Below are 20266 nucleotides of genomic sequence, written 5' to 3' on the forward strand. Positions count from 1 at the left end.
GAAGAGAAGCTGCGCTTCGCTATCCGCGAAGGCGGCCGCACCGTCGGCGCCGGCATTGTAGCTTCCATCGTCGAGTAAGAAGAACAAGAGATCTGTCGCGGGCGGGAATACGCCCGCGCCGCGCCAGAACAAGGAATAGACGCATGAACGGACAGAATATCCGCATCCGACTTAAAGCGTTCGATCACCGGGTGCTCGATGCTTCGACGCGGGAAATCGTTTCCACAGCCAAGCGCACCGGCGCGAACGTTCGTGGCCCGATCCCGCTGCCGACCCGCATCGAAAAGTTCACGGTCAACCGTTCGCCGCACGTCGACAAGAAGAGCCGCGAACAGTTCGAGATGCGCACTCACAAGCGCCTGCTCGACATCGTGGACCCGACCCCGCAGACGGTTGATGCGCTGATGAAGCTCGATCTGGCCGCCGGCGTGGACGTCGAAATCAAGCTCTAAGAGCTGAACCATGAGCCGGCGGGGTGACCCGACCTGCTCCTCTGAAGGAAGATGAACCGATGCGTTCAGGTGTAATTGCACAGAAGGTGGGAATGACCCGCATCTACAATGATGCCGGCGAGCATGTCCCCGTTACCGTTCTCCGCATGGAGAGCTGCCAGGTTGTCGCGCAGCGTACGCAGGAAAAGAATGGCTATACTGCTGTTCAGCTCGGCGTCGGGCTTGCCAAGGTGAAGAACACGTCGAAGGCCATGCGCGGTCATTTCGCCGCCGCCTCCGTGGAGCCGAAGGCCAAGGTCGCCGAGTTCCGCGTGTCTCCGGATAACCTGCTCGACGTCGGCGCTGAGCTGACTGTTGACCACTTCGTCGCCGGCCAGAAGGTCGACGTCACCGGTACTTCGACCGGTAAGGGTTTCCAGGGTGTCATCAAGCGCCATCACTTTGGTGGTGGTCGTGCGACCCATGGTAACTCGCTGTCGCATCGTGTGCACGGTTCGACCGGTCAGCGTCAGGACCCCGGCAAGGTGTTCAAGGGCAAGAAGATGGCCGGCCACATGGGTGCGACCCGCGTGACCACGCAGAACGTCGAAGTCGTTTCGACCGATGCCGACCGCGGCCTCATCCTCATTCGTGGCGCGGTTCCGGGCACCAAGGGCGCCTGGATCCTGGTTCGCGATGCCGCCAAGGTTGCGCTGCCTGCCAACGCGCCGAAGCCGGCTGCGATCCGCGCTGCCGCCAACAATCAGGCTCCGGCCACCGAGGGAGCGGAATAATGGACCTCAAGATCACCACTCTCGCCGGCAAAGACGCCGGCAAGGTGAAGCTCTCGGAAGAGATCTTCGGCCTTGAGCCCCGCGAGGACATCCTCGCCCGCGTCGTTCGCTGGCAGCTTGCCAAGAAGCAGCAGGGTACGCATCAGGCCAAGGGCCGCGCCGACATCGCGCGCACCGGTGCCAAGATGTACAAGCAGAAGGGTACCGGCCGCGCCCGTCACCATTCGGCACGTGCTCCGCAGTTCCGCGGCGGTGGTAAGGCTCATGGCCCGGTTGTCCGCAGCCATGAATTCGACCTGCCCAAGAAGGTCCGTGCGCTTGGTCTCAAGCATGCCCTGTCGGCCAAGGCTAAGAGCTCGTCGCTCATCGTCGTCGACGACCTGAAGTTGACTGAGGCCAAGACCAAGGCTCTGGTCGAGAGCTTCGCGTCGCTCGGCCTCACCAACGCCCTGTTCATCGGCGGTGCCGAACTCGATCAGGGCTTCAAGCGGGCTGCTTCGAACATCCCGAACATCGATGTGCTGCCCATCCAGGGCATCAACGTCTACGACATTCTGCGCCGCGGTACGCTGGTCCTTTCCAAGGCCGCCATCGAGGCTCTCGAGGAGCGCTTCAAATGACCGACCTTCGTCATTACGACGTGATCGTCTCGCCGGCGATCACCGAAAAGTCGACCATGGCGTCCGAGCACAACCAGGTGGTCTTCAACGTCGCCAAGAAGGCGTCGAAGCCGGAGATCAAGGCAGCAGTCGAGGCGCTTTTCGGCGTCAAGGTGACGGCTGTTAACACGCTGGTCCGCAAGGGCAAGGTGAAGCGCTTCCGCGGCACGATCGGCCGCCAGGGCGACGTCAAGCGAGCAGTTGTAACGCTGGCCGATGGCCAGTCGATCGACGTCGCGACGGGTCTCTGAGCTAGGCCGCGAGGACAACGACAATGGCACTGAAGAAATATAACCCGATAACGCCGAGCACCCGCCAGCTGGTTATCGTCGACCGTTCGGGTCTCCACAAGGGCAAACCCGTCAAGGGTCTGACCGAAGGCCTGACCAAGTCGGGCGGTCGCAACAACTACGGTCGCATCACGGCCCGCTTCATCGGCGGTGGTCACAAGCGCACGTACCGCATCATCGACTTCAAGCGTCGCAAGTTCGACGTGGTCGGTACGGTCGAGCGCCTGGAGTACGATCCGAACCGCACCGCCTTCATCGCTCTCATCAAGTATGAGGACGGCGAGCTGAATTACATCATCGCCCCGCAGCGCCTGCAGGCTGGTGATAAGGTTGTGGCAGGTGAATCGGTTGACGTGAAGCCAGGCAACGCGATGCCGCTCTCGGCCATGCCGGTGGGCACCATCGTGCACAACATCGAGCTTAAGCCCGGCAAGGGCGGCCAGGTTGCCCGTTCGGCTGGTGCTTATGCTCAGCTCGTCGGTCGTGACCAGGGCATGGCGATCCTTCGTCTGAACTCAGGTGAGCAGCGCATCGTGCACGGTTCGTGCTTTGCGACCGTCGGTGCCGTGTCGAACCCCGATCACGGCAACATCAACGACGGCAAGGCTGGTCGTACGGTGTGGCGTGGCAAGCGTCCGCACAACCGCGGTGTAGCCATGAACCCGGTCGATCATCCGCACGGCGGTGGTGAAGGCCGCACTTCGGGTGGCCGTCATCCGGTCACGCCGTGGGGTAAGCCTACCAAGGGCAAGAAGACGCGGTCCAACAAGGCGACCGACAAGTTCATCGTGCGCTCGCGCCATCAGCGCAAGAGCTAAGAAGAGGTAACGCCAAGTGACTCGTTCGATTTGGAAAGGCCCTTTCGTCGACGGCTACCTTCTGAAGAAGGCAGACAAGGTTCGTGAAGGTGGTCGTAGTGAGGTGATCAAGATGTGGAGCCGCCGCTCTACCGTCTTGCCGCAGTTTGTCGGTCTCACCTTCGGTGTCTACAACGGCCAGAAGCATGTCCCGGTCTCCGTGAACGAGGACATGGTCGGTCACAAGTTCGGTGAATTCGCTCCGACCCGGACCTATTACGGTCACGGCGCGGATAAGAAAGCGAAGAGGAAGTAATCATGGGCAAGGCCAAAGCTCCGCGCAGGCTTGCTGATAACGAGGCTCGTGCCGTTCTGCGCACGATCCGTATCAGCCCTCAGAAGCTGAACCTGGTTGCTGCGATGATCCGCGGCAAGAAGGTTGCGGCTGCGCTGAACGATCTCGAATTCTCGCGCAAGCGGATTTCGGACACCGTGAAGAAGACGCTGGAATCGGCGATCGCCAACGCGGAAAACAACCACGACCTCGATGTCGATGCACTGATCGTGGCTGAGGCCTATGTCGGCAAGTCGATCGTCATGAAGCGTTTCCACGCTCGTGGCCGCGGTCGCGCCAGCCGTATCGAAAAGCCGTTTTCGCACCTCACGATTGTCGTGCGTGAGGTTGAAGAGAAAGGGGAGGCCGCATAATGGGTCAGAAAATCAATCCGATCGGTCTCCGTCTCGGCATCAACCGCACCTGGGACTCGCGCTGGTACGCAAACACCGGCGAGTACGGCAAGCTGCTGCATGAAGACCTGAAGATCCGCGAATATCTTGAGAAGGAACTCAAGCAGGCCGCGATCTCCAAGATCGTCATCGAGCGTCCGCACAAGAAGTGCCGCGTGACCATTCACGCTGCTCGCCCGGGTCTGATCATCGGCAAGAAGGGCGCCGACATCGAGAAGCTGCGCAAGAAGCTGACCGAGATGACGCAGTCCGAAACGCACCTCAACATCGTTGAAGTGCGTAAGCCGGAGACCGACGCGACGCTGATCGCTCAGTCGATCGCTCAGCAGCTCGAGCGCCGTATCGCCTTCCGTCGCGCCATGAAGCGTGCCGTGCAGTCGGCCATGCGCCTGGGTGCCGAAGGCATCCGTATCAACTGCTCGGGCCGTCTCGGCGGCGCAGAAATCGCCCGCATGGAATGGTACCGTGAAGGCCGCGTGCCGCTGCATACGCTGCGCGCCGATGTCGACTACGGCACTGCCGAAGCCCAGACCGCTTATGGCATCTGCGGCGTCAAGGTGTGGGTGTTCAAGGGCGAGATCCTCGAGCACGACCCGATGGCTTCGGAACGTCGTGCTACCGAAGGCGATCATTCGCAGGGCGGTGAGCGCTCCGAGCGCAGCCGTCGTCGCGAAAACGCCTGATTGGCATAGGAATTTGGAGTTAGAACGATGCTGCAGCCAAAGCGCACAAAGTTCCGTAAGCAGTTCAAGGGCCGTATCCACGGCACCGCGAAGGGTGGCACCAACCTGGATTTCGGCGGCTTCGGACTGAAGGCGCTGGAGCCGAACCGCGTCACCGCGCGTGAGATCGAGGCGGCCCGCCGCGCGATCACCCGCGAGATGAAGCGTGCCGGCCGGGTCTGGATCCGTGTGTTCCCGGACGTTCCGGTGACCTCGAAGCCGACCGAAGTCCGCATGGGTAAGGGTAAGGGCGCGGTCGACTACTGGGCTTGCCGCGTCAAGCCAGGCCGCGTCATGTTCGAGATCGACGGTGTGTCGGAAGAGATCGCTCGCGAGGCCCTGCGCCTCGGCGCCGCCAAGCTCTCGGTTCGCACGCGCTTCGTGCAGCGCATTGCAGAATAAGAAAGGGCTAAGCGATGAAGGCCTCTGACGTACGTATGAAGACCGTCGACGAACTCGACGCTGATCTTGCCGACCTGAAGAAGGAGCAGTTCAACCTGCGCTTTCAGAAGGCCACCGGCCAGCTCGAAAAGACCGCGCGCGTGAAGCAGGTCCGCAAGGACATCGCGCGCATCAAGACCATCGCTGCTGAAAAAGCAGCGGCCAAGAAGGCATAAGGACGAGAATCATGCCAAAGCGCATCCTGCAGGGCACCGTCGTCAGCGACAAGAACGAGAAGACGGTCGTCGTCAAGGTCGAGCGTCGCTTCACCCACCCGGTGATGAAGAAGACCGTGCGCATGTCGAAGAAGTACAAGGCGCATGACGAGAACAACACCCACAAGGTGGGCGACCAGGTGTCCATCCAGGAATCGGCTCCGATTTCCAAGGACAAGCGCTGGGTCGTGATCGGTTCCGATCAGGCGTAACGAAACGAATTTTGGACAGACCGGGGAGGGGCTCTTAAGCCCGTCCCGATAGCGAAGAAGAAGGCGGCCAGTCATGATTCAGATGCAAACAAACCTCGACGTCGCGGACAACTCCGGCGCCCGTCGTGTCATGTGCATCAAGGTGCTGGGCGGCTCGAAGCGGAAGTACGCTTCTGTTGGCGACATCATCGTGGTGTCGATCAAGGAAGCCATTCCGCGCGGCCGCGTGAAGAAGGGTGACGTGATGAAGGCGGTCGTGGTTCGCACGGCCAAGGACATCCGTCGTCCGGACGGCAGCGTGATCCGTTTCGACAAGAACGCAGCCGTTCTCGTCGATAACAAGAAAGAGCCGGTGGGCACCCGTATCTTCGGGCCGGTTCCGCGCGAACTCCGTGCGAAGAACCACATGAAGATCATCTCGCTCGCACCTGAAGTGCTGTAAGGAGCCGGAGAAATGCAAAAGATCCGCAAAGGCGACAAGGTCGTCGTGCTTTCCGGCAAGGACAAGGGCCGCACCGGCGAAGTCCTGTCCGTTCAGCCGAAGGAAGACACCGCGATTGTTCGCGGCATCAACATCGTGGTTCGCCACCAGCGCCAGACCCAGGCCCAGCAGGGCGGTCTGATCCGCAAGGAAGCGGCGATCCATCTTTCGAACATCGCCGTTGCCGATCCCAAGGATGGCAAGCCGACCCGCGTTGGCTTCAAGCTTGAGAAGGACGGCAAGAAGGTACGAGTCGCCAAGCGCTCGGGAGAAGTCATCAATGGCTAAGGCAGCACAAACCGCGCAGAACACGCCACGCCTGAAGCAGGTCTACAACGAGACCATCAAGAAGGCGCTGCTGGAGCAGTTCAAGTACGACAACGAGATGCAGATTCCGCGCATCGACAAGATCGTGCTGAACATGGGTGTCGGTGAAGCCACGGGCGATTCCAAGAAGCCTTCGGTCGCTGCCGAGGACCTCGCGATGATCGCTGGCCAGAAGCCGGTCATCACCCGCGCCCGCAAGTCGATCGCCGGCTTCAAGGTTCGCGAGAACATGCCGATCGGCACCAAGGTGACGCTTCGCAAGGAGCGCATGTATGAATTCCTGGACCGCCTGGTCAACATCGCGCTGCCGCGCGTTCGCGACTTCCGCGGCCTGAATCCGAAGAGCTTCGATGGCCGCGGCAACTATGCCATGGGCATCAAGGAGCACATCGTGTTCCCGGAGATCAACTACGACAAGGTCGATCAGATCTGGGGCATGGACATCATCGTTTGTACGACTGCGAAGACGGACGACGAAGCCAGGGCACTGCTCAAGGCTTTCAACTTCCCCTTCCGCCAGTAACGGCAGCGAGCAAAGGAAAAATCTGAAATGGCAAAGACCAGCTCAGTCGAGAAGAACAACCGGCGCCGCAAGCTTGTGGACCAGTACGCTGCCAAGCGTAAGGCTCTCAAGGAAGTCGTCATGGATCAGTCCAAGCCGATGGATGAGCGCTTCCGCGCTCAGCTGAAGCTCTCGGCGCTGCCGCGCAACTCGGCCAAGATCCGTATCCGTAACCGCTGCGAAGTCACTGGCCGTCCGCGCGCCTTCTATCGCAAGCTCAAGGTCTCGCGTATCGCGCTTCGCGATCTCGGCAACACTGGCCAGATCCCCGGCCTGGTCAAGTCGAGCTGGTAAGGAGGACAAAAAATGTCATTGAGTGATCCTCTCGGCGATATGCTGACCCGCATCCGCAACGCCTATGGCCGCAAGAAGTCGTCGGTTTCGACGCCGGCCTCGCGTCTGCGCGCCCGTGTTCTCGAAGTGCTGAAGGCGGAAGGTTACATCCGCGACTACAGCCAGACCGACTTCGACAACGGCAAGTCGGAAATCGAGATCGAACTGAAGTATTTCGACGGCAATCCGGTCGTGCGCGAAATTTCCCGCGTTTCGAAGCCGGGCCGCCGCGTCTACGTTTCGGCCAAGTCGATTCCGCAGGTCGCAAACGGCCTCGGCATCGCCATCCTTTCGACCCCGAAAGGCGTCATGGCCGATCATGAAGCACGCGAGCAGAACGTCGGCGGCGAAGTCCTCTGCCAGATCTTCTGATCGGCGAGTTGAGATAGGAAGGACGAGAGAAAATGTCTCGTATTGGTAAGAAACCCGTCTCGGTACCGGCCGGTGTAACCGCTTCTGTCAACGGTCAGACCGTGACAGCCAAGGGTCCGAAGGGCGAGCTGAAGTTCGTGGTCAACGACGAAGTTCTGGTCAAGCTGGACGAGGGCAGCATCGCCGTCGAACCGCGCGATCAGTCGAAGGACGCACGCTCCAAGTGGGGCATGTCCCGCACCCAGATCGTCAACATCCTGACCGGCGTGAAGGACGGCTTCGAGAAGAAGCTCGAGATCACCGGCGTCGGTTACCGTGCCGCCATGCAGGGCAAGAACCTGCAGTTGGCGCTCGGCTTCTCGCACGATGTGGTTTATGAGACCCCACAGGGCATCACGATCACAGTAGGCAAGCCGACCGAAATCACCGTTTCGGGTATCGACAAGCAGCAGGTCGGCCAGGTCGCGGCCGAGATCCGCGAGTATCGCGGTCCGGAGCCCTACAAGGGCAAGGGCGTGCGCTATGCTGGCGAGAAGATCGTCCGCAAGGAAGGCAAGAAGAAGTAATAGGCCTGGCCCTGCACCGATTGTTCGGACAGGGCCAGATCGAACACATGCAACGCCACGGGATGTTGCCGCGGGAGGAGAAAAACCTACCGCACAGGGCACCCCCCGTCTTACAAGGCAGGAATTAAGACTATGGCAACCAAAGAAGCCACTCTGCGCCGTTCGTCGCGCATTCGTCGCCAGATCAAGGCAGTCGCCAATGGCCGCCCGCGTCTTTCGGTGCACCGCACTTCGAAGAACATCTACGTCCAGGTGATCGACGATGCCTCCGGTCACACGATCGCCGCCGCCTCGACGCTTGAAAAGGATTTCAAGGCGACCAAGAAGACCGGTGCTGACGCCGCCGCAGCAGCCGCAGTCGGCAAGCTCGTCGCCGAACGTGCCGTCAAGGCCGGCGTCAAGGACGTCGTCTTCGATCGCGGCTCCTACATCTATCACGGCCGCGTCAAGGCGCTCGCCGAAGCGGCCCGCGAAGGTGGTCTGAACTTCTAAGCCAGAACCTTTCCGAAAGCCGGCTTCAAAAAGGGGCTGACATTTCGGGACGGATCGTGCAGAAGGCACAAGTTTTTCGCCGCCGGCGACCTCGAAAAGGGGCGCCGGCATTTCAGCAACCCGTGCTTCCGGAAAAGAACAAGGACTAGGATATGGCACAGGAACGTAGGGAAGGCGGCCGCGATCGTGGCCGTGACCGCGAAGAGCGCGACGACGGCATCGTCGACAAGCTCGTACACATCAACCGCGTCGCCAAGGTGGTGAAGGGTGGTCGTCGCTTCGGCTTCGCCGCGCTCGTCGTCGTCGGCGACCAGAAGGGCCGCGTCGGCTTCGGCCACGGCAAGGCGCGCGAAGTGCCTGAAGCGATCCGCAAGGCGACTGAGTCGGCCAAGCGCGACATGATCTTCGTGCCGCTGCGTTCGGGCCGTACGCTGCACCACGACGTCGAAGGACGTTGGGGCGCTGGCCGCGTTCTGCTGCGCACCGCCAAGCAGGGTACCGGTATCATCGCCGGCGGCCCGATGCGCGCTGTCTTCGAGACGCTCGGCATGCACGACGTCGTCGCCAAGTCGATGGGCTCGTCGAACCCGTACAACATGGTTCGCGCCACGTTCGACGCCCTGAAGCGCCAGATGCATCCGAAGGATGTGGCTGCTGCTCGTGGCATCAAGTATTCGACCCTTCAGGCCCGCCGCGGCAATGCCGTTGCGGCTGATGAATAGTCGATAGCTTAGAGGGACCACCAACATGGCCAAAAAAGCTACCAAAACTGTCACCGTTGAGCAGATCGGTTCGCCGATTCGTCGGCCGAAGGAACAGCGTGCAACGCTGGTCGGCCTCGGCCTCAACAAGATGCACCGCAAGAGCACGCTGGAAGATACGCCTTCCGTGCGCGGCATGATTGCGGCTGTCCAGCATCTCGTCCGCGTTGTGGACGAGAAGTAAGCCGCAGGAGAAGAATCATGAAACTCAACGACCTGCGTGACAAGGACGGCGCGACCAAGGCTCGCAAGCGTCTCGGACGCGGCATTGGCTCGGGCTCCGGCAAGACTGCTGGCCGCGGCGTGAAGGGTCAGAAGGCCCGTTCCGGCGTTGCCATCAACGGCTTCGAGGGTGGCCAGATGCCGCTCTACCGCCGTCTGCCGAAGCGCGGCTTCAACAACATCTTCGCCAAGAGCTTTGCGACTGTGTCGCTCGCCCGTATCCAGACGGCGATCGATGCCAAGAAGCTCGACGCCAAGGAGACCGTGACCGGTGAGGCACTCGTCAAGGCTGGCGTGATCCGCCGTCTCAAGGACGGCGTGCGCGTTCTGTCCGACGGCGAACTCAAGGCCAAGCTCACCTTCGACGTGGCAGGCGCCTCCAAGGCAGCCATCGAGAAGATCGAGAAGGCCGGCGGCTCCGTAAAGCTGCCTGAAAAGGCAGCAGCCGAGTAAACATGTTTTGACAAGCGGCCGCGTCTTGACGCGGCCGCTTGCATCTTGACACCGCCGAGCCTATGTCCGGTGCTCGGTGATAGGCGTTGCCCGAAGCGGGCGCTCCCGCGTCATCTGGCGGAGAAATTTCCATGGCTTCGGCTGCTGAACAACTAGCATCCAATCTCAATTTTGCGGCCTTCGCCAAGGCCGAGGATCTCAAGAAGCGCATCTGGTTTACGATCGGCGCTCTCCTCGTTTATCGCCTTGGCACTTATATCCCGCTTCCAGGTATCGATCCGGCCGCGTTCTCGCAGGCTTTCCAGTCGCAGTCGAAGGGCGTGCTGGGCATGTTCAACATGTTCGCCGGCGGTGCCGTGCAGCGCATGGCGATTTTCGCGCTGGGCATCATGCCCTACATCTCCGCCTCCATCATCATGCAGCTGATGACGTCGGTCATTCCGTCGCTCGAAGCACTGAAGAAGGAAGGCGAGCAGGGGCGCAAAGTCATCAACCAGTACACCCGCTACGGCACCGTGCTGCTTGCCATCGTGCAAGCTTACGGCATTTCGGCGGGGCTTGAGAACGGCAACGGCATTGTTACCGATCCGGGCATGTTCTTCCGCATCTCCACCGTCATTACGCTGGTGGGCGGCACTATGTTCCTGATGTGGCTGGGCGAACAGATCACGGCCCGCGGCATCGGCAACGGTATTTCGCTGATCATCTTCGCCGGTATCGTGGCCGGGTTGCCAAGCGCCATTTCCGGCACGCTGGAACTCGGCCGTACCGGCGCGCTGTCAACTCCGCTGATCCTGGCCATCATCATCCTGGCCGTCGTGGTTATCGCGCTGATCGTGTTCTTTGAGCGCGCCCAGCGCCGGCTTCTGATCCAGTATCCGAAGCGCCAGGTCGGCAATCGCATGTTCCAGGGCGACACTTCGCATCTGCCGCTCAAGCTGAACACGTCGGGCGTCATCCCGCCGATCTTCGCTTCCTCGCTGCTGCTCCTGCCGGCAACCGTCGCAGGTTTCTCGAGCACGACCAACCTGCCTGCGTGGGCGAACACCGTGCTGGCGTCGCTCGGTCACGGACAGCCGCTGTATATGGCGTTCTATGCGGCGATGATCGTATTCTTCGCGTTCTTCTACACGGCGATCGTCTTCAATCCGAAGGATACCGCCGACCAGCTGAAGAAGCATTCCGGCTTCATCCCTGGCTATCGCCCGGGTGAGCGTACTGCCGAATACATCGACTATGTGCTTACCCGCATAACGGTGATCGGTGCCATCTACCTGGTCGTCATCTGCTTGATGCCTGAGTTCCTGATTTCGGCCACTGGCGTACCGTTCTACCTTGGTGGCACTTCGCTTCTGATCGTTGTCAGTGTAACGCTCGACACCGTTGCGCAGATTCAGGGTCACCTGATCGCGCATCAGTACGAGGGTCTGATCAAGAAGTCGAAGCTGCGCGGAGGTAAGAGGGGTAGATGAGGTTGATATTGCTTGGCCCGCCTGGTGCGGGCAAGGGGACGCAGGCGCAGCGACTGGTTGAAAAACACGGCATTCCGCAGCTCTCCACCGGAGACATGCTGCGTGCCGCGGTCAAGGCGGAAACACCGGTAGGCCTCAAGGCAAAGGCTGTCATGGATGCCGGTGAACTGGTATCCGACGCCATCGTCAATGCGATCGTTGCCGAGCGGATCGACCAGGACGATTGCGCCAGGGGGTTCATCCTCGACGGCTATCCGCGCACATTGGCGCAGGCCGATGCGGTGGAAGCAATGCTGGCAGAGCGCAAGCTCAAGCTGGATGTCGTCATCGAACTCGTCGTGGACGACAAGGTGCTGGTTGGTCGAATCGTCAAGCGCGCGCAGGAAGCGGCGGCAGCCGGTCAGCCGGTGCGCAAGGACGACAACCCGGAAGTCTTCGAAGAGCGCCTGCGCGAGTACTACAAGAAGACCGCGCCGCTTATCGGTTACTACCACGCCAAGGGCATGCTCAAGGGTGTCGACGGCATGGCAGACATTGATGCCGTGACTGGGCAGATCGAGACGCTTCTGGCAGCTGCTGTCCGGAAATGAACAATTAAGCTTGACTAGGCCGGGCTGCTGGAGTATGGCGGCCCGTCTCCCTATCAGGCATGAGCTTTGCTTGTCCGTGAGGACAAGGCAGCCGCTTTGAACAGGAACTCCCGCATGGGCCGGCCTCCACCGGACGCGGGTTCACGCAAAGCGCCGGTTCGACCCAGTCGTCCGGCCCAAATGGAGAAAGAGAAGACATGGCTCGTATAGCCGGCGTAAACATTCCGACCAACAAGCGCGTCGTTATCGCGCTTCAGTACATTCACGGCATCGGCAAGAAGTTCGCCCAGGAAATCGTCGACAAGGTCGGCATCCCGGCCGAGCGCCGCGTCAACCAGTTGACCGACGCCGAAGTGCTGCAGATCCGCGAGACGATCGACCGCGACTATCAGGTCGAAGGCGATCTGCGCCGCGAAGTTTCGATGAACATCAAGCGTCTGATGGACCTTGGCTGCTATCGCGGCCTGCGTCACCGTCGTTCGCTGCCGGTGCGCGGTCAGCGCACGCACACCAACGCCCGCACCCGCAAGGGTCCGGCGAAGGCGATCGCCGGCAAGAAGAAGTAATTTGGCGGCAGTCGCCAGTAGGCAATGGGCAGTCGGATAACACGACTGCCTACCGCCGAAGTCCGACAGCCTCCAGGTGTAGCCGCTGGCATTACGGCGGTGTAGAGATCAACTGAAAGGACTACCATGGCCAAGGAAGCCGCACGCGTCCGTCGCCGCGAACGCAAGAACATCTCGTCGGGTGTCGCTCACGTCAACTCGACCTTCAACAACACCATGATCACCATTTCCGACGCCCAGGGTAACGCGATTGCCTGGTCGTCGGCTGGCGCCCAGGGCTTCAAGGGTTCGCGCAAGTCGACCCCGTTCGCTGCCCAGATGGCCGCCGAAGACGTCGCTAAGAAGGCGCAGGAACACGGCATGCGCATGCTCGAGGTCGAGGTTTGCGGTCCGGGTTCGGGTCGTGAATCGGCGCTCCGCGCGCTGCAGGCCGCCGGCTTCACCATCACCTCGATTCGTGACGTGACGCCGATCCCGCACAATGGCTGCCGTCCGCGCAAGAAGCGTCGCGTCTAACAGCTTTTCGAATACCATCGGGAACGCCTCGTGCGTTCCCGAATGGTTTCCAGGTCGCCCGCCACGATTGGATGGTGGTGGGGAAACGGAAGGGTAGAAAATGATCCAGAAGAACTGGCAGGAACTGATCAAGCCCAACAAGATCGACTTCTCGTCGAAGGGCAAGACGCTGACGACGCTGGTCGCAGAACCGCTGGAACGCGGTTTCGGCCTGACTTTGGGCAATGCGCTGCGTCGCGTGCTGCTCTCGTCGCTGCGTGGTGCGGCTGTTACAGCCGTGCAGATCGACGGCGTGCTGCATGAATTCTCGTCCATCGGCGGTGTTCGCGAGGACGTGACCGACATCGTGCTGAACATCAAGGAAATCGCCATCAAGATGGAAGGCGATGGCCCCAAGCGCATGGTCGTGCGCAAGCAGGGTCCGGGTGCCGTCACTGCTGGTGACATCCAGACCGTTGGTGACGTCGAGATCCTGAACCCCGACCATGTCATCTGCACCCTCGACGAGGGCGCGGAGATCCGCATGGAGTTCACCGTCGACACCGGCAAGGGTTATGTGCCGGCTGAGCGCAACCGCGCCGAAGACGCGCCGATCGGTCTCATCCCGGTCGACTCGCTCTACTCGCCGGTCAAGAAGGTCTCCTACAAGGTCGAGAACACCCGCCACGGCGAAGAGCTCGACAAGGACAAGCTGACCATGACTCTGGAGACCGACGGTTCGGTCACCGGTGAGGACGCCGTGGCTTTCGCCGCCCGCATCCTGCAGGATCAGCTCTCGCTGTTCGTCAACTTCGACGAGCCGCAGAAGGAAGTCGCGGCCGAGGCCGTTACCGAACTTGCTTTCAATCCGTCGCTCCTCAAGAAGGTCGACGAGCTGGAGCTGTCGGTGCGTTCGGCCAACTGCCTGAAGAACGACAACATCGTCTACATCGGCGATCTCATCCAGAAGACGGAAGCGGAAATGCTTCGCACGCCGAACTTCGGCCGCAAGTCCCTGAACGAGATCAAGGAAGTTCTGGCTGCTATGGGCCTGCACCTCGGTATGGAAGTGCCGGACTGGCCGCCGGAAAACATCGAAGACCTCGCAAAACGTTACGAAGACCAATATTGAGCATGAAGTTCCAAGGATCGGCGGCGTGAGCCGCTCGATCCGACGGTCATGCGGAAAATCATCAGAGGCCGTGGCCTCTTGAACAACTGAAGAAGGAAAAGAGCCATGCGCCACGGTTTTAAAGGCCGTCGCTTCGCCCGCAGCGTAAGCCACCGCAAGTCGATGTTCGCCAACCTCGCCGTGTCTCTGATCGAGCACGAGCAGATCGTCACCACGCTGCCGAAGGCGAAGGACCTGCGTCCGATCGTCGAGAAGCTTGTGACGCTCGGCAAGCGCGGCGACCTGCACGCTCGTCGTCAGGTCATCGCCCAGATCGGCAACGAGCCGGTCGTGAAGCGCCTGTTCGACACGATCGCGCCGCGTTACGCGCAGCGCAACGGCGGCTATCTGCGCATCATGAAGGCGGGCTTCCGCAAGGGCGACAACGCTGCCATGGCGGTCATCGAGTTCGTTGACCGCGACACCTCGGCCAAGGGCGCTGCCGACCGCGCTCGCGTCGAAAGCGAAGCGACAGAGACCGAAGCAGCTTAAGCCGTTCGGACTTGCTGAACGACATTCAGGGACCCCTCGTGGGTCCCTTTTTGTTTTGGACTAGGCATCACTTGCGGTTAGCGCATCAGCCCGAAAATCCGCTTTTCATCGGAGGACAGGGGACGATCGTCCAGCCATTGCCTGGCTGTCATCTGCCGGTCATGGCTTTCCAACAAAACGGGTGAGGGGGCGGGTCTCGGGGCCCTATCACCGTTTTGAAGGATGGATGACCATGAACAATCTCATCAGGCGTTCGTTGCTGGCTACGGCAGCGCTTTCCGCACTTCTTGTTTCCGGAACCGTCTACGGACAGGGCGCAGCCGATGCCTATCTTCAGCGTGCCGCCAAGGGCGACATCACTCAGCAAGGCGGCGCACGGCGTTTGACCGGCGAAGCCACTGCAGAGCTGCAGAAGTATATCCAGGGCGGCGATGTGAAGAATGTCATCCTGCTCATCGGCGACGGCATGGGCGATTCCGAGATCACCGTGGCACGTAACGTTGCCGAGGGCGCTGGCGGCTTCTTCAAGGGTATCGACGCGCTGCCGGTCACTGGCCAGTACACGCACTATGCGCTCGACAAGAAGAGCGGCAAGCCGAGCTATGTCACCGATTCCGCTGCTTCCGGATCTGCCTGGGCAACGGGCACCAAGACCTACAACGGCGCCATCTCCGTCGACATCCACGAAAAGCCGCACAAGACGCTCATCGAATTGGCGAAAGTTGCAGGCATCGGCACTGGGAATGTTTCGACCGCCGAGATTCAGGATGCTACTCCCGCCGTGCAGATTGCTCATGTCACGCAGCGCAAATGCTACGGACCGGCCGCTACCGCCGAAAAGTGCCCGACCAACGCGCTGGAGAACGGTGGCCTTGGTTCGATTTCCGAGCAACTGCTGAACACCCGCGCCGATGTTGTGCTGGGTGGTGGCGCCAAGAGCTTTGGCGAGACGGCCAAGGCCGGAGACTGGAAGGACAAGACCTTGCTTGACCAAGCCAAGGAACGTGGCTTCCAGGTCGTGAGCAATGCCGATGAACTCAAGGCACTGACAGCAGCCAACAACGACAAGCCGGTGCTCGGCCTGTTCTCGGAAGGCAACATGCCGGTGCGCTGGAAGGGCCCGAAGGCCACTCACCATGGCAACATCGATCAGCCCGTGGTGACCTGCGAGCCGAACAGCGAACGCGCCGCCACGGTGCCGACGCTGGCCGCGATGACGACCAAGGCTATCGAGTTGCTGAAGACCAATGAAAAGGGCTTCTTCCTGCAGATCGAGGGTGCTTCGATCGACAAGCAGGACCATGCCGCCAATCCTTGCGGCCAGATCGGCGAGACGGTTGATCTCGACGAAGCCGTGCAGGTTGCGCTCGACTTCGCCAAGACCGACGGCAAGACGCTGGTCATCGTCACTGCTGATCATGCCCACACCAGCCAGATCATCCCGAACGAGACCAAGTCCACCGGCCTCACCCAGGCACTGAACACCAAGGACGGCACGGTTCTCACCATCAACTACGGCACTTCGGAAGACGAGAACGATCAGGAACATACCGGCGCGCAGCTGCGCGTCGCGGCTTATGGTCCGCATGCAGCTAACTTCGCCGGCCTGACCGACCAGACCGACATGTTCTTCACCATTCGCGATGCGTTGAAGCTGGCTGACTGATGAACCTGGCTCTTCCCCGCTTCAAGGGAAGGGCGCGTGCCTGATCGCGGGATGCGAAATTGCGCCTGCGCAAATTTTCAGAACGAAATGATTTCGATTTCAAACGCTGGCGGCTTTCATGACGAAAGCCGCCAGTTTTTGCTTGTCGCCAAGTTGTTTCGGCCAGCTCTGGCCCTTCCTCGAGACGACGGTGCAGGCGTAGACGACAGTTCCCGACCCGGAAATTAGCAGAAGAGGACGGTGTTGGAATCCGCTTCCATGCTTCCTACTTTGTCGGAAACACTCTAGCCTCGCGCCCAATCAGAATCGTTAGCCAAGGCCTGCCATGCGCTGTCCCTATTGCCAATCCGAAGACACGCAGGTGAAGGATTCGCGTCCAGCCGAAGACGGCGCCGCCATCCGCCGGCGTCGCGTTTGCCCGGATTGCGGCGGCCGCTTCACGACTTTCGAACGCGTGCAGTTGCGTGACCTCGTCGTGGTCAAAAAGTCTGGCCGCAAGGTGCCGTTCGATCGCGACAAGCTTGCCCGCTCCGTCGAGACGGCGGTGCGCAAGCGTAATGTCGATCCCGACCGCATCGAACGCGCCGTCACCGGCATCGTGCGGCAGTTGGAAAGCTCCGGCGAGACTGAAATCCCCTCTGCGGAAGTCGGGCGACTGGTGATGGACGCGCTGAAGTCGCTGGACGATGTCGCTTACGTCCGCTTCGCTTCGGTCTATCGCAACTTCCGTGAAGCCAAGGATTTCCACGAGGTCCTCGGCGAACTGAAGGGCGACGAGGACGCTGGATAAGCCGTGACTTCGCATCCAGAACAGCAGGCTCTCGACCGCCGTTTCATGGCTGCAGCGATTCGGCTGTCGCGGCGCAACCTTGGCCGCACCGCCACCAACCCTTCCGTCGGCACCATCATCGTGCGTGACGACGGCGCTGGTCCGATGATCGTCGGTACCGGCGTGACCGCGGTTGGTGGACGTCCGCATGCCGAAACCGAGGCTCTGGCCGAAGCAGGTCCGCTGGCCAAAGGTGCGACCGCCTATGTGACGCTTGAACCGTGTGCCCATCACGGCCGAACGCCACCCTGTGCCAACGCGCTGGTTTCCGCCGGCATCAAGCGGGTGGTCGGTTCTGCCAGCGATCCAGATCCGCGTGTATCGGGCAAGGGTTACGCCATCCTGCGCGACGCCGGTGTCGAGGTGATCGAACGCGTGCTGGCCGAGGAGGCCGGTGAGCAGATGGCCGGCTACCTGATCCGCTCTCTCAGGAAGCGCCCGGAAGTGATTCTGAAACTTGCCCTTTCGGCGGATGGCATGGTCGGCCGCAAGGGCGCTGGGCAGGTTTCCATCACGGGTGATGCCGCGCGCCGCGAAGTCCATCTGATCCGCGCCGAGGCGGATGCGGTTTTGATCGGCATAGGCACGGCCCTGGAGGACAATCCCGCCTTGACCGTTCGCTTGCCCGGCCTGGAAGCGCGTTCGCCGGCCCGCATCGTGCTCGACCGCCACATCCGGTTGCCGGAGACGGCCAAGCTGGTAGCTGACGTTGACCGCGTACCGCTCTACATTGCAGCCTGTGCCGAAGCCGATCCTCAGCGCAAGGCTGCGTTGGAGCGGCGTGGCGTACGTTTTATCGGCACCGAAACGATCGATGGTCGCATCGCGCTGCCGGAATTGATGGAAGACCTGGCGGCGCTCGGTATGGCGAGTGTGCTGGTCGAAGGTGGTGCCGAAGTCGCGGGGGCTTTTCTGGAAGACGGCCTGGTTGACCGCATTGTCCTCTTCACCGGACCGGAGGCCATCGGGCAGGGCGGCATCGTATCGCCTATCGATGCCAGCAGCATTCCTGCCGGCTTCCGCAAATTGCGCGAGACCAGCTTCGGCGAGGATCGTTGCGCAGAATGGGTAAGGGACTTTCTCTGATGTTCACTGGCATCGTCACCGACATTGGTACCGTGGCCGCGGTTGCGCCGCGCAAGGAGGGTGTCGGTTTGCGCATCGATACCGCTTATGATCCCGCGACCATCGATATCGGTGCCTCGATCTCATGCGGCGGCGTTTGCCTGACAGTGACGGCGTTGCCCGAGCAGGGCTCAAACGCGCGCTGGTTCGAGGTCGAAGCTTGGGAGGAGGCGCTGAGGCTGACCACGGCATCCGACTGGAAGGCCGGTACCCGCATCAATCTGGAGCGGGCTTTAAAGATCGGCGACGAACTCGGTGGTCATATCGTGTCCGGCCATGTTGACGGCACGGCTTTGGTCGTGGCGCGTCAGGACGAGGGCGACGCGGTGCGTTTCACGCTCGAGGCGCCGCGTGAACTGGCCAGGTTCATTGCTCCCAAGGGATCGGTGGCGTTGGACGGCACGTCGCTTACCGTCAACAAGGTCGAGGGCACGCGTTTCGACGTGCTTTTAATCCATCATTCGTTGCAGGTGACGACCTGGGCGGATCGGCAGGTGGGCGATCGTATCAACATCGAAATCGACACCATGGCACGCTACGCGGCGCGTCTGGCGGAAGCGGCGAAAGAGGGGCTCTGAGGGCATCCAATCTCTTTCTTACCAAAGGGAGCGCCATGTCTGAGTTTCAATTCGAAGCCCAGATAATTCACTGGCGAGGGCCATCGCCATTTTTCTTTGCCCCGGTGCCTCCACATTGCGGTGAAGAAATACGGCAAATGGCGAAGTTCGTGACTTATGGCTGGGGGATGATCCCGGTCGAGGCCACGATCCGTGATTTCACGTTCTCCACTTCATTGTTCCCAAAGGACGACGGTTATTTTCTGCCGTTGAAAGACAAAGTGAGGCGAACACTCGAGCTGACCGCAGGCGACATGATTTCAGTCGTAATGACAGTTCGACCAGCACGCAGTTAGGTTGCCCAGAACCTGGATGTTCCCGCGCATTGTATTGGGCGCCAGTTGTCCTGGCGCCTCGCAGATCATGGTTTGGGAATGGTACCGGCCAGCACGTGTGAATAAGCCGTAGCGTCGATGTTTCCGCCCGATATGACACACACCACATTGCTTTTGATCCGGTCGCTGGCCAGTGCAACCGCCAGCGAGGCGGCGCCGGCGCCTTCCGCCACTACTTTTCCTTTCGAAAACAGCAACCGCATCGCATCCGTTATCTGATCGAGACTGACGGTGACCGCGCCGTCGATCAGCTGGCTGACGACCGGCCAGAGTTGCGGCACCAGCGACGGTCCGCCGATGCTCTTCACGAAGGACGGTCTTGTCTCGATTTCGACGATATGGCCAGCGGCGAGCGCGGCAGTGACCGGGGCGGCATTCTCATCCTCGGCGGCAATGATCCTTGCCTGCGGACGCAGTGCCTTGATCGCGCTGGCGACACCAGTGGTCAGGCTGCCGCCGCCGAACGGTGTTATTACCACATCGACCTCCGGGAGGTCCTCGGCGATCTCCAGGCCGATGGTGCCGTTCCCGGTCAACACTGCCTGATCGGTAACGGGATTGATCAGAAGTTCCTTGAGGTCCGGCCGCTCTGCATCGATGATGTAGCGCCACCATGTTTCCATGGAGATGAAGCGCACGGTGCCGCCGAGTTTGCGTACACCGTCGATCTTGGTTTGTGGCGCTCCGGAGTACATGTAAGCGGCCATTGGCACGCCAAGCCGGTTGGCCGCCCAGGCCAAGCCGTAAGCCATGTTGCCGGAACTTACCGTTGCAACGCCGTTGCGCAGGGCGGCGATGTCGCGGGACAGCAGCGCGTTCAGCGCCGGCCGCAACTTGAAAGCTCCGATCGGGGAGAGTGTCTCCAGCTTGAGGAAGATGCGTCGGTCCGGCAGGCCGAGATCGAGTTGAACCAGCGGCGTGCGGGGCAGGTAGGCCGCCAGCCGGGTCCGCGCCGCTTCGATCTCGTCCAGCCCGGGACGTCGTGGACTTGCCCTCTCAAAGCTTTCCGATCCCGGTTTCATGCAACGTCC

34 protein-coding genes are annotated in these 20266 nt (G+C 61.0%); 33 read left to right on the forward strand and 1 reads right to left on the reverse strand.

Translation table 11 applies throughout. The features are described 5' to 3' along the window. The 33 genes from AC3WTO_RS05545 to AC3WTO_RS05705 all read left to right on the forward strand — a co-directional run. On the forward strand, positions 1-78 hold a 78-nt coding region (locus AC3WTO_RS05545), incomplete at its 5' end, for an EF-Tu C-terminal domain-related protein (RefSeq protein WP_139359809.1). Between the two features lie 65 nt (positions 79-143). Then, the gene (rpsJ, locus tag AC3WTO_RS05550; protein WP_006205468.1) at positions 144-452 is read left to right on the forward strand and encodes a 30S ribosomal protein S10; all 309 of its coding nucleotides are present in this window, start codon (positions 144-146) and stop codon (positions 450-452) included. 59 nt (positions 453-511) lie between these two features. Further along, entirely contained in the window at positions 512-1225 is a 714-nt protein-coding gene (gene rplC, locus AC3WTO_RS05555) for a 50S ribosomal protein L3 (RefSeq protein WP_101934567.1), read from the forward strand. Further along, the gene (gene rplD / locus AC3WTO_RS05560) at positions 1225-1845 is read left to right on the forward strand and encodes a 50S ribosomal protein L4 (RefSeq protein WP_492459665.1); all 621 of its coding nucleotides are present in this window, start codon (positions 1225-1227) and stop codon (positions 1843-1845) included. The genes rplC and rplD overlap by 1 nt, the downstream gene beginning before the upstream one ends. After that, positions 1842-2135, forward strand: a complete 294-nt coding sequence (locus AC3WTO_RS05565; protein ID WP_326895275.1) for a 50S ribosomal protein L23 — start codon at positions 1842-1844, stop codon at positions 2133-2135. The genes rplD and AC3WTO_RS05565 overlap by 4 nt, the downstream gene beginning before the upstream one ends. 23 nt (positions 2136-2158) lie before the next feature. Continuing rightward, positions 2159-2992 carry a 50S ribosomal protein L2 gene (rplB, locus tag AC3WTO_RS05570; protein ID WP_101934564.1) on the forward strand — a complete coding sequence of 278 codons (834 nt, stop codon included), beginning with the start codon at positions 2159-2161 and terminating at the stop codon, positions 2990-2992. A 16-nt stretch (positions 2993-3008) separates the two neighbouring features. After that, a complete protein-coding gene (rpsS, locus tag AC3WTO_RS05575) occupies positions 3009-3287 on the forward strand; it encodes a 30S ribosomal protein S19 (RefSeq protein ID WP_492459666.1) in 279 nt (92 codons plus the stop codon). A 2-nt stretch (positions 3288-3289) separates the two neighbouring features. Next, entirely contained in the window at positions 3290-3679 is a 390-nt protein-coding gene (rplV, locus tag AC3WTO_RS05580) for a 50S ribosomal protein L22 (protein ID WP_101934562.1), read from the forward strand. Next, positions 3679-4401, forward strand: a complete 723-nt coding sequence (gene rpsC / locus AC3WTO_RS05585) for a 30S ribosomal protein S3 (RefSeq protein WP_129415658.1) — start codon at positions 3679-3681, stop codon at positions 4399-4401. Before rplV ends, rpsC begins: the two co-directional genes overlap by 1 nt. A gap of 27 nt (positions 4402-4428) precedes the next feature. Continuing rightward, positions 4429-4842, forward strand: coding sequence for a 50S ribosomal protein L16 (gene rplP / locus AC3WTO_RS05590; protein WP_054311483.1), 414 nt, complete (start codon positions 4429-4431; stop codon positions 4840-4842). Between the two features lie 14 nt (positions 4843-4856). Then, a complete protein-coding gene (gene rpmC, locus AC3WTO_RS05595) occupies positions 4857-5057 on the forward strand; it encodes a 50S ribosomal protein L29 (RefSeq protein ID WP_054311484.1) in 201 nt (66 codons plus the stop codon). A gap of 11 nt (positions 5058-5068) precedes the next feature. Next, positions 5069-5308, forward strand: a complete 240-nt coding sequence (gene rpsQ / locus AC3WTO_RS05600) for a 30S ribosomal protein S17 (protein ID WP_054311485.1) — start codon at positions 5069-5071, stop codon at positions 5306-5308. Positions 5309-5381: 73 nt separating this feature from the next. Beyond that, positions 5382-5750, forward strand: coding sequence for a 50S ribosomal protein L14 (rplN, locus tag AC3WTO_RS05605; RefSeq protein WP_024924768.1), 369 nt, complete (start codon positions 5382-5384; stop codon positions 5748-5750). Positions 5751-5762: 12 nt separating this feature from the next. Further along, positions 5763-6077 carry a 50S ribosomal protein L24 gene (gene rplX, locus AC3WTO_RS05610; protein ID WP_492459667.1) on the forward strand — a complete coding sequence of 105 codons (315 nt, stop codon included), beginning with the start codon at positions 5763-5765 and terminating at the stop codon, positions 6075-6077. Continuing rightward, a complete protein-coding gene (rplE, locus tag AC3WTO_RS05615; RefSeq protein ID WP_379110105.1) occupies positions 6070-6639 on the forward strand; it encodes a 50S ribosomal protein L5 in 570 nt (189 codons plus the stop codon). The genes rplX and rplE overlap by 8 nt, the downstream gene beginning before the upstream one ends. Before the next feature lie 27 nt (positions 6640-6666). Then, positions 6667-6972: a 30S ribosomal protein S14 gene (rpsN, locus tag AC3WTO_RS05620; protein WP_492459668.1), complete on the forward strand. Its 306-nt coding sequence runs from the start codon at positions 6667-6669 to the stop codon at positions 6970-6972. Between the two features lie 12 nt (positions 6973-6984). Beyond that, positions 6985-7383, forward strand: coding sequence for a 30S ribosomal protein S8 (gene rpsH / locus AC3WTO_RS05625; RefSeq protein ID WP_492459669.1), 399 nt, complete (start codon positions 6985-6987; stop codon positions 7381-7383). A gap of 32 nt (positions 7384-7415) precedes the next feature. Beyond that, the gene (gene rplF, locus AC3WTO_RS05630; RefSeq protein WP_492459670.1) at positions 7416-7949 is read left to right on the forward strand and encodes a 50S ribosomal protein L6; all 534 of its coding nucleotides are present in this window, start codon (positions 7416-7418) and stop codon (positions 7947-7949) included. A gap of 132 nt (positions 7950-8081) precedes the next feature. Beyond that, positions 8082-8441, forward strand: coding sequence for a 50S ribosomal protein L18 (gene rplR / locus AC3WTO_RS05635; RefSeq protein WP_492459671.1), 360 nt, complete (start codon positions 8082-8084; stop codon positions 8439-8441). A gap of 152 nt (positions 8442-8593) precedes the next feature. Beyond that, on the forward strand, positions 8594-9163 hold the full coding sequence (gene rpsE / locus AC3WTO_RS05640; protein WP_492459672.1) for a 30S ribosomal protein S5: 570 nt from the start codon (positions 8594-8596) through the stop codon (positions 9161-9163). Between the two features lie 25 nt (positions 9164-9188). Further along, a complete protein-coding gene (gene rpmD / locus AC3WTO_RS05645) occupies positions 9189-9386 on the forward strand; it encodes a 50S ribosomal protein L30 (RefSeq protein WP_054311493.1) in 198 nt (65 codons plus the stop codon). Between the two features lie 17 nt (positions 9387-9403). After that, positions 9404-9877 (forward strand): 50S ribosomal protein L15, encoded by a 474-nt coding sequence (gene rplO, locus AC3WTO_RS05650; protein WP_492459673.1) that lies wholly within the window; start codon positions 9404-9406, stop codon positions 9875-9877. A 131-nt stretch (positions 9878-10008) separates the two neighbouring features. Beyond that, positions 10009-11349, forward strand: a complete 1341-nt coding sequence (gene secY, locus AC3WTO_RS05655; protein ID WP_492459674.1) for a preprotein translocase subunit SecY — start codon at positions 10009-10011, stop codon at positions 11347-11349. Beyond that, positions 11346-11939, forward strand: coding sequence for an adenylate kinase (locus tag AC3WTO_RS05660; RefSeq protein ID WP_492459676.1), 594 nt, complete (start codon positions 11346-11348; stop codon positions 11937-11939). The genes secY and AC3WTO_RS05660 overlap by 4 nt, the downstream gene beginning before the upstream one ends. Before the next feature lie 197 nt (positions 11940-12136). After that, positions 12137-12505 carry a 30S ribosomal protein S13 gene (gene rpsM / locus AC3WTO_RS05665; RefSeq protein ID WP_024924780.1) on the forward strand — a complete coding sequence of 123 codons (369 nt, stop codon included), beginning with the start codon at positions 12137-12139 and terminating at the stop codon, positions 12503-12505. 126 nt (positions 12506-12631) lie between these two features. After that, positions 12632-13021 carry a 30S ribosomal protein S11 gene (rpsK, locus tag AC3WTO_RS05670; protein ID WP_024924781.1) on the forward strand — a complete coding sequence of 130 codons (390 nt, stop codon included), beginning with the start codon at positions 12632-12634 and terminating at the stop codon, positions 13019-13021. A 100-nt stretch (positions 13022-13121) separates the two neighbouring features. Then, positions 13122-14132, forward strand: a complete 1011-nt coding sequence (locus tag AC3WTO_RS05675; protein ID WP_326895267.1) for a DNA-directed RNA polymerase subunit alpha — start codon at positions 13122-13124, stop codon at positions 14130-14132. Between the two features lie 105 nt (positions 14133-14237). Then, positions 14238-14663 (forward strand): 50S ribosomal protein L17, encoded by a 426-nt coding sequence (gene rplQ / locus AC3WTO_RS05680; protein ID WP_492459677.1) that lies wholly within the window; start codon positions 14238-14240, stop codon positions 14661-14663. Between the two features lie 232 nt (positions 14664-14895). Beyond that, positions 14896-16329 (forward strand): alkaline phosphatase, encoded by a 1434-nt coding sequence (gene phoA, locus AC3WTO_RS05685; protein WP_492459678.1) that lies wholly within the window; start codon positions 14896-14898, stop codon positions 16327-16329. Positions 16330-16654: 325 nt separating this feature from the next. Further along, positions 16655-17119, forward strand: coding sequence for a transcriptional regulator NrdR (gene nrdR / locus AC3WTO_RS05690; protein WP_492459679.1), 465 nt, complete (start codon positions 16655-16657; stop codon positions 17117-17119). A 45-nt stretch (positions 17120-17164) separates the two neighbouring features. Beyond that, complete coding sequence (gene ribD, locus AC3WTO_RS05695; protein ID WP_492460045.1) at positions 17165-18244, forward strand: bifunctional diaminohydroxyphosphoribosylaminopyrimidine deaminase/5-amino-6-(5-phosphoribosylamino)uracil reductase RibD; 1080 nt, start codon at positions 17165-17167, stop codon at positions 18242-18244. Then, positions 18244-18861 carry a riboflavin synthase gene (locus AC3WTO_RS05700; protein WP_492460046.1) on the forward strand — a complete coding sequence of 206 codons (618 nt, stop codon included), beginning with the start codon at positions 18244-18246 and terminating at the stop codon, positions 18859-18861. Before ribD ends, AC3WTO_RS05700 begins: the two co-directional genes overlap by 1 nt. A 35-nt stretch (positions 18862-18896) precedes the next feature. Beyond that, positions 18897-19196, forward strand: a complete 300-nt coding sequence (locus tag AC3WTO_RS05705; RefSeq protein WP_492459680.1) for a DUF1905 domain-containing protein — start codon at positions 18897-18899, stop codon at positions 19194-19196. A gap of 65 nt (positions 19197-19261) precedes the next feature. Here the strand turns inward: AC3WTO_RS05705 and AC3WTO_RS05710 are convergent, their stop codons facing one another. Further along, on the reverse strand, positions 19262-20257 hold the full coding sequence (locus tag AC3WTO_RS05710; RefSeq protein WP_492459681.1) for a threonine ammonia-lyase: 996 nt from the start codon (positions 20255-20257) through the stop codon (positions 19262-19264). Between the last annotated feature and the right edge of the window lie 9 nt (positions 20258-20266).

Source organism: Mesorhizobium sp. EU05-FHT14A09 (genome assembly GCF_058790995.1).

Coding starts and splice junctions, on each gene's coding strand:
- rpsE (WP_492459672.1), top strand. CDS start 8,594: ATGGCACAGGAACGTAGGGAAGGCGGCCGCGATCGTGGCCGTGACCGC.
- AC3WTO_RS05675 (WP_326895267.1), top strand. CDS start 13,122: ATGATCCAGAAGAACTGGCAGGAACTGATCAAGCCCAACAAGATCGAC.
- AC3WTO_RS05705 (WP_492459680.1), top strand. CDS start 18,897: ATGTCTGAGTTTCAATTCGAAGCCCAGATAATTCACTGGCGAGGGCCA.
- rplQ (WP_492459677.1), top strand. CDS start 14,238: ATGCGCCACGGTTTTAAAGGCCGTCGCTTCGCCCGCAGCGTAAGCCAC.
- rplP (WP_054311483.1), top strand. CDS start 4,429: ATGCTGCAGCCAAAGCGCACAAAGTTCCGTAAGCAGTTCAAGGGCCGT.
- rplD (WP_492459665.1), top strand. CDS start 1,225: ATGGACCTCAAGATCACCACTCTCGCCGGCAAAGACGCCGGCAAGGTG.
- rplC (WP_101934567.1), top strand. CDS start 512: ATGCGTTCAGGTGTAATTGCACAGAAGGTGGGAATGACCCGCATCTAC.
- rpmD (WP_054311493.1), top strand. CDS start 9,189: ATGGCCAAAAAAGCTACCAAAACTGTCACCGTTGAGCAGATCGGTTCG.
- rplR (WP_492459671.1), top strand. CDS start 8,082: ATGGCAACCAAAGAAGCCACTCTGCGCCGTTCGTCGCGCATTCGTCGC.
- rplB (WP_101934564.1), top strand. CDS start 2,159: ATGGCACTGAAGAAATATAACCCGATAACGCCGAGCACCCGCCAGCTG.
- rpsQ (WP_054311485.1), top strand. CDS start 5,069: ATGCCAAAGCGCATCCTGCAGGGCACCGTCGTCAGCGACAAGAACGAG.
- rplO (WP_492459673.1), top strand. CDS start 9,404: ATGAAACTCAACGACCTGCGTGACAAGGACGGCGCGACCAAGGCTCGC.
- ribD (WP_492460045.1), top strand. CDS start 17,165: ATGGCTGCAGCGATTCGGCTGTCGCGGCGCAACCTTGGCCGCACCGCC.
- AC3WTO_RS05700 (WP_492460046.1), top strand. CDS start 18,244: ATGTTCACTGGCATCGTCACCGACATTGGTACCGTGGCCGCGGTTGCG.
- rplV (WP_101934562.1), top strand. CDS start 3,290: ATGGGCAAGGCCAAAGCTCCGCGCAGGCTTGCTGATAACGAGGCTCGT.
- rplF (WP_492459670.1), top strand. CDS start 7,416: ATGTCTCGTATTGGTAAGAAACCCGTCTCGGTACCGGCCGGTGTAACC.
- rplX (WP_492459667.1), top strand. CDS start 5,763: ATGCAAAAGATCCGCAAAGGCGACAAGGTCGTCGTGCTTTCCGGCAAG.
- rpsK (WP_024924781.1), top strand. CDS start 12,632: ATGGCCAAGGAAGCCGCACGCGTCCGTCGCCGCGAACGCAAGAACATC.
- rpsN (WP_492459668.1), top strand. CDS start 6,667: ATGGCAAAGACCAGCTCAGTCGAGAAGAACAACCGGCGCCGCAAGCTT.
- rpmC (WP_054311484.1), top strand. CDS start 4,857: ATGAAGGCCTCTGACGTACGTATGAAGACCGTCGACGAACTCGACGCT.
- rplE (WP_379110105.1), top strand. CDS start 6,070: ATGGCTAAGGCAGCACAAACCGCGCAGAACACGCCACGCCTGAAGCAG.
- rpsH (WP_492459669.1), top strand. CDS start 6,985: ATGTCATTGAGTGATCCTCTCGGCGATATGCTGACCCGCATCCGCAAC.
- nrdR (WP_492459679.1), top strand. CDS start 16,655: ATGCGCTGTCCCTATTGCCAATCCGAAGACACGCAGGTGAAGGATTCG.
- phoA (WP_492459678.1), top strand. CDS start 14,896: ATGAACAATCTCATCAGGCGTTCGTTGCTGGCTACGGCAGCGCTTTCC.
- AC3WTO_RS05710 (WP_492459681.1), bottom strand. CDS start 20,257: ATGAAACCGGGATCGGAAAGCTTTGAGAGGGCAAGTCCACGACGTCCC.
- rpsJ (WP_006205468.1), top strand. CDS start 144: ATGAACGGACAGAATATCCGCATCCGACTTAAAGCGTTCGATCACCGG.
- rpsM (WP_024924780.1), top strand. CDS start 12,137: ATGGCTCGTATAGCCGGCGTAAACATTCCGACCAACAAGCGCGTCGTT.
- secY (WP_492459674.1), top strand. CDS start 10,009: ATGGCTTCGGCTGCTGAACAACTAGCATCCAATCTCAATTTTGCGGCC.
- rplN (WP_024924768.1), top strand. CDS start 5,382: ATGATTCAGATGCAAACAAACCTCGACGTCGCGGACAACTCCGGCGCC.
- rpsC (WP_129415658.1), top strand. CDS start 3,679: ATGGGTCAGAAAATCAATCCGATCGGTCTCCGTCTCGGCATCAACCGC.
- AC3WTO_RS05565 (WP_326895275.1), top strand. CDS start 1,842: ATGACCGACCTTCGTCATTACGACGTGATCGTCTCGCCGGCGATCACC.
- AC3WTO_RS05660 (WP_492459676.1), top strand. CDS start 11,346: ATGAGGTTGATATTGCTTGGCCCGCCTGGTGCGGGCAAGGGGACGCAG.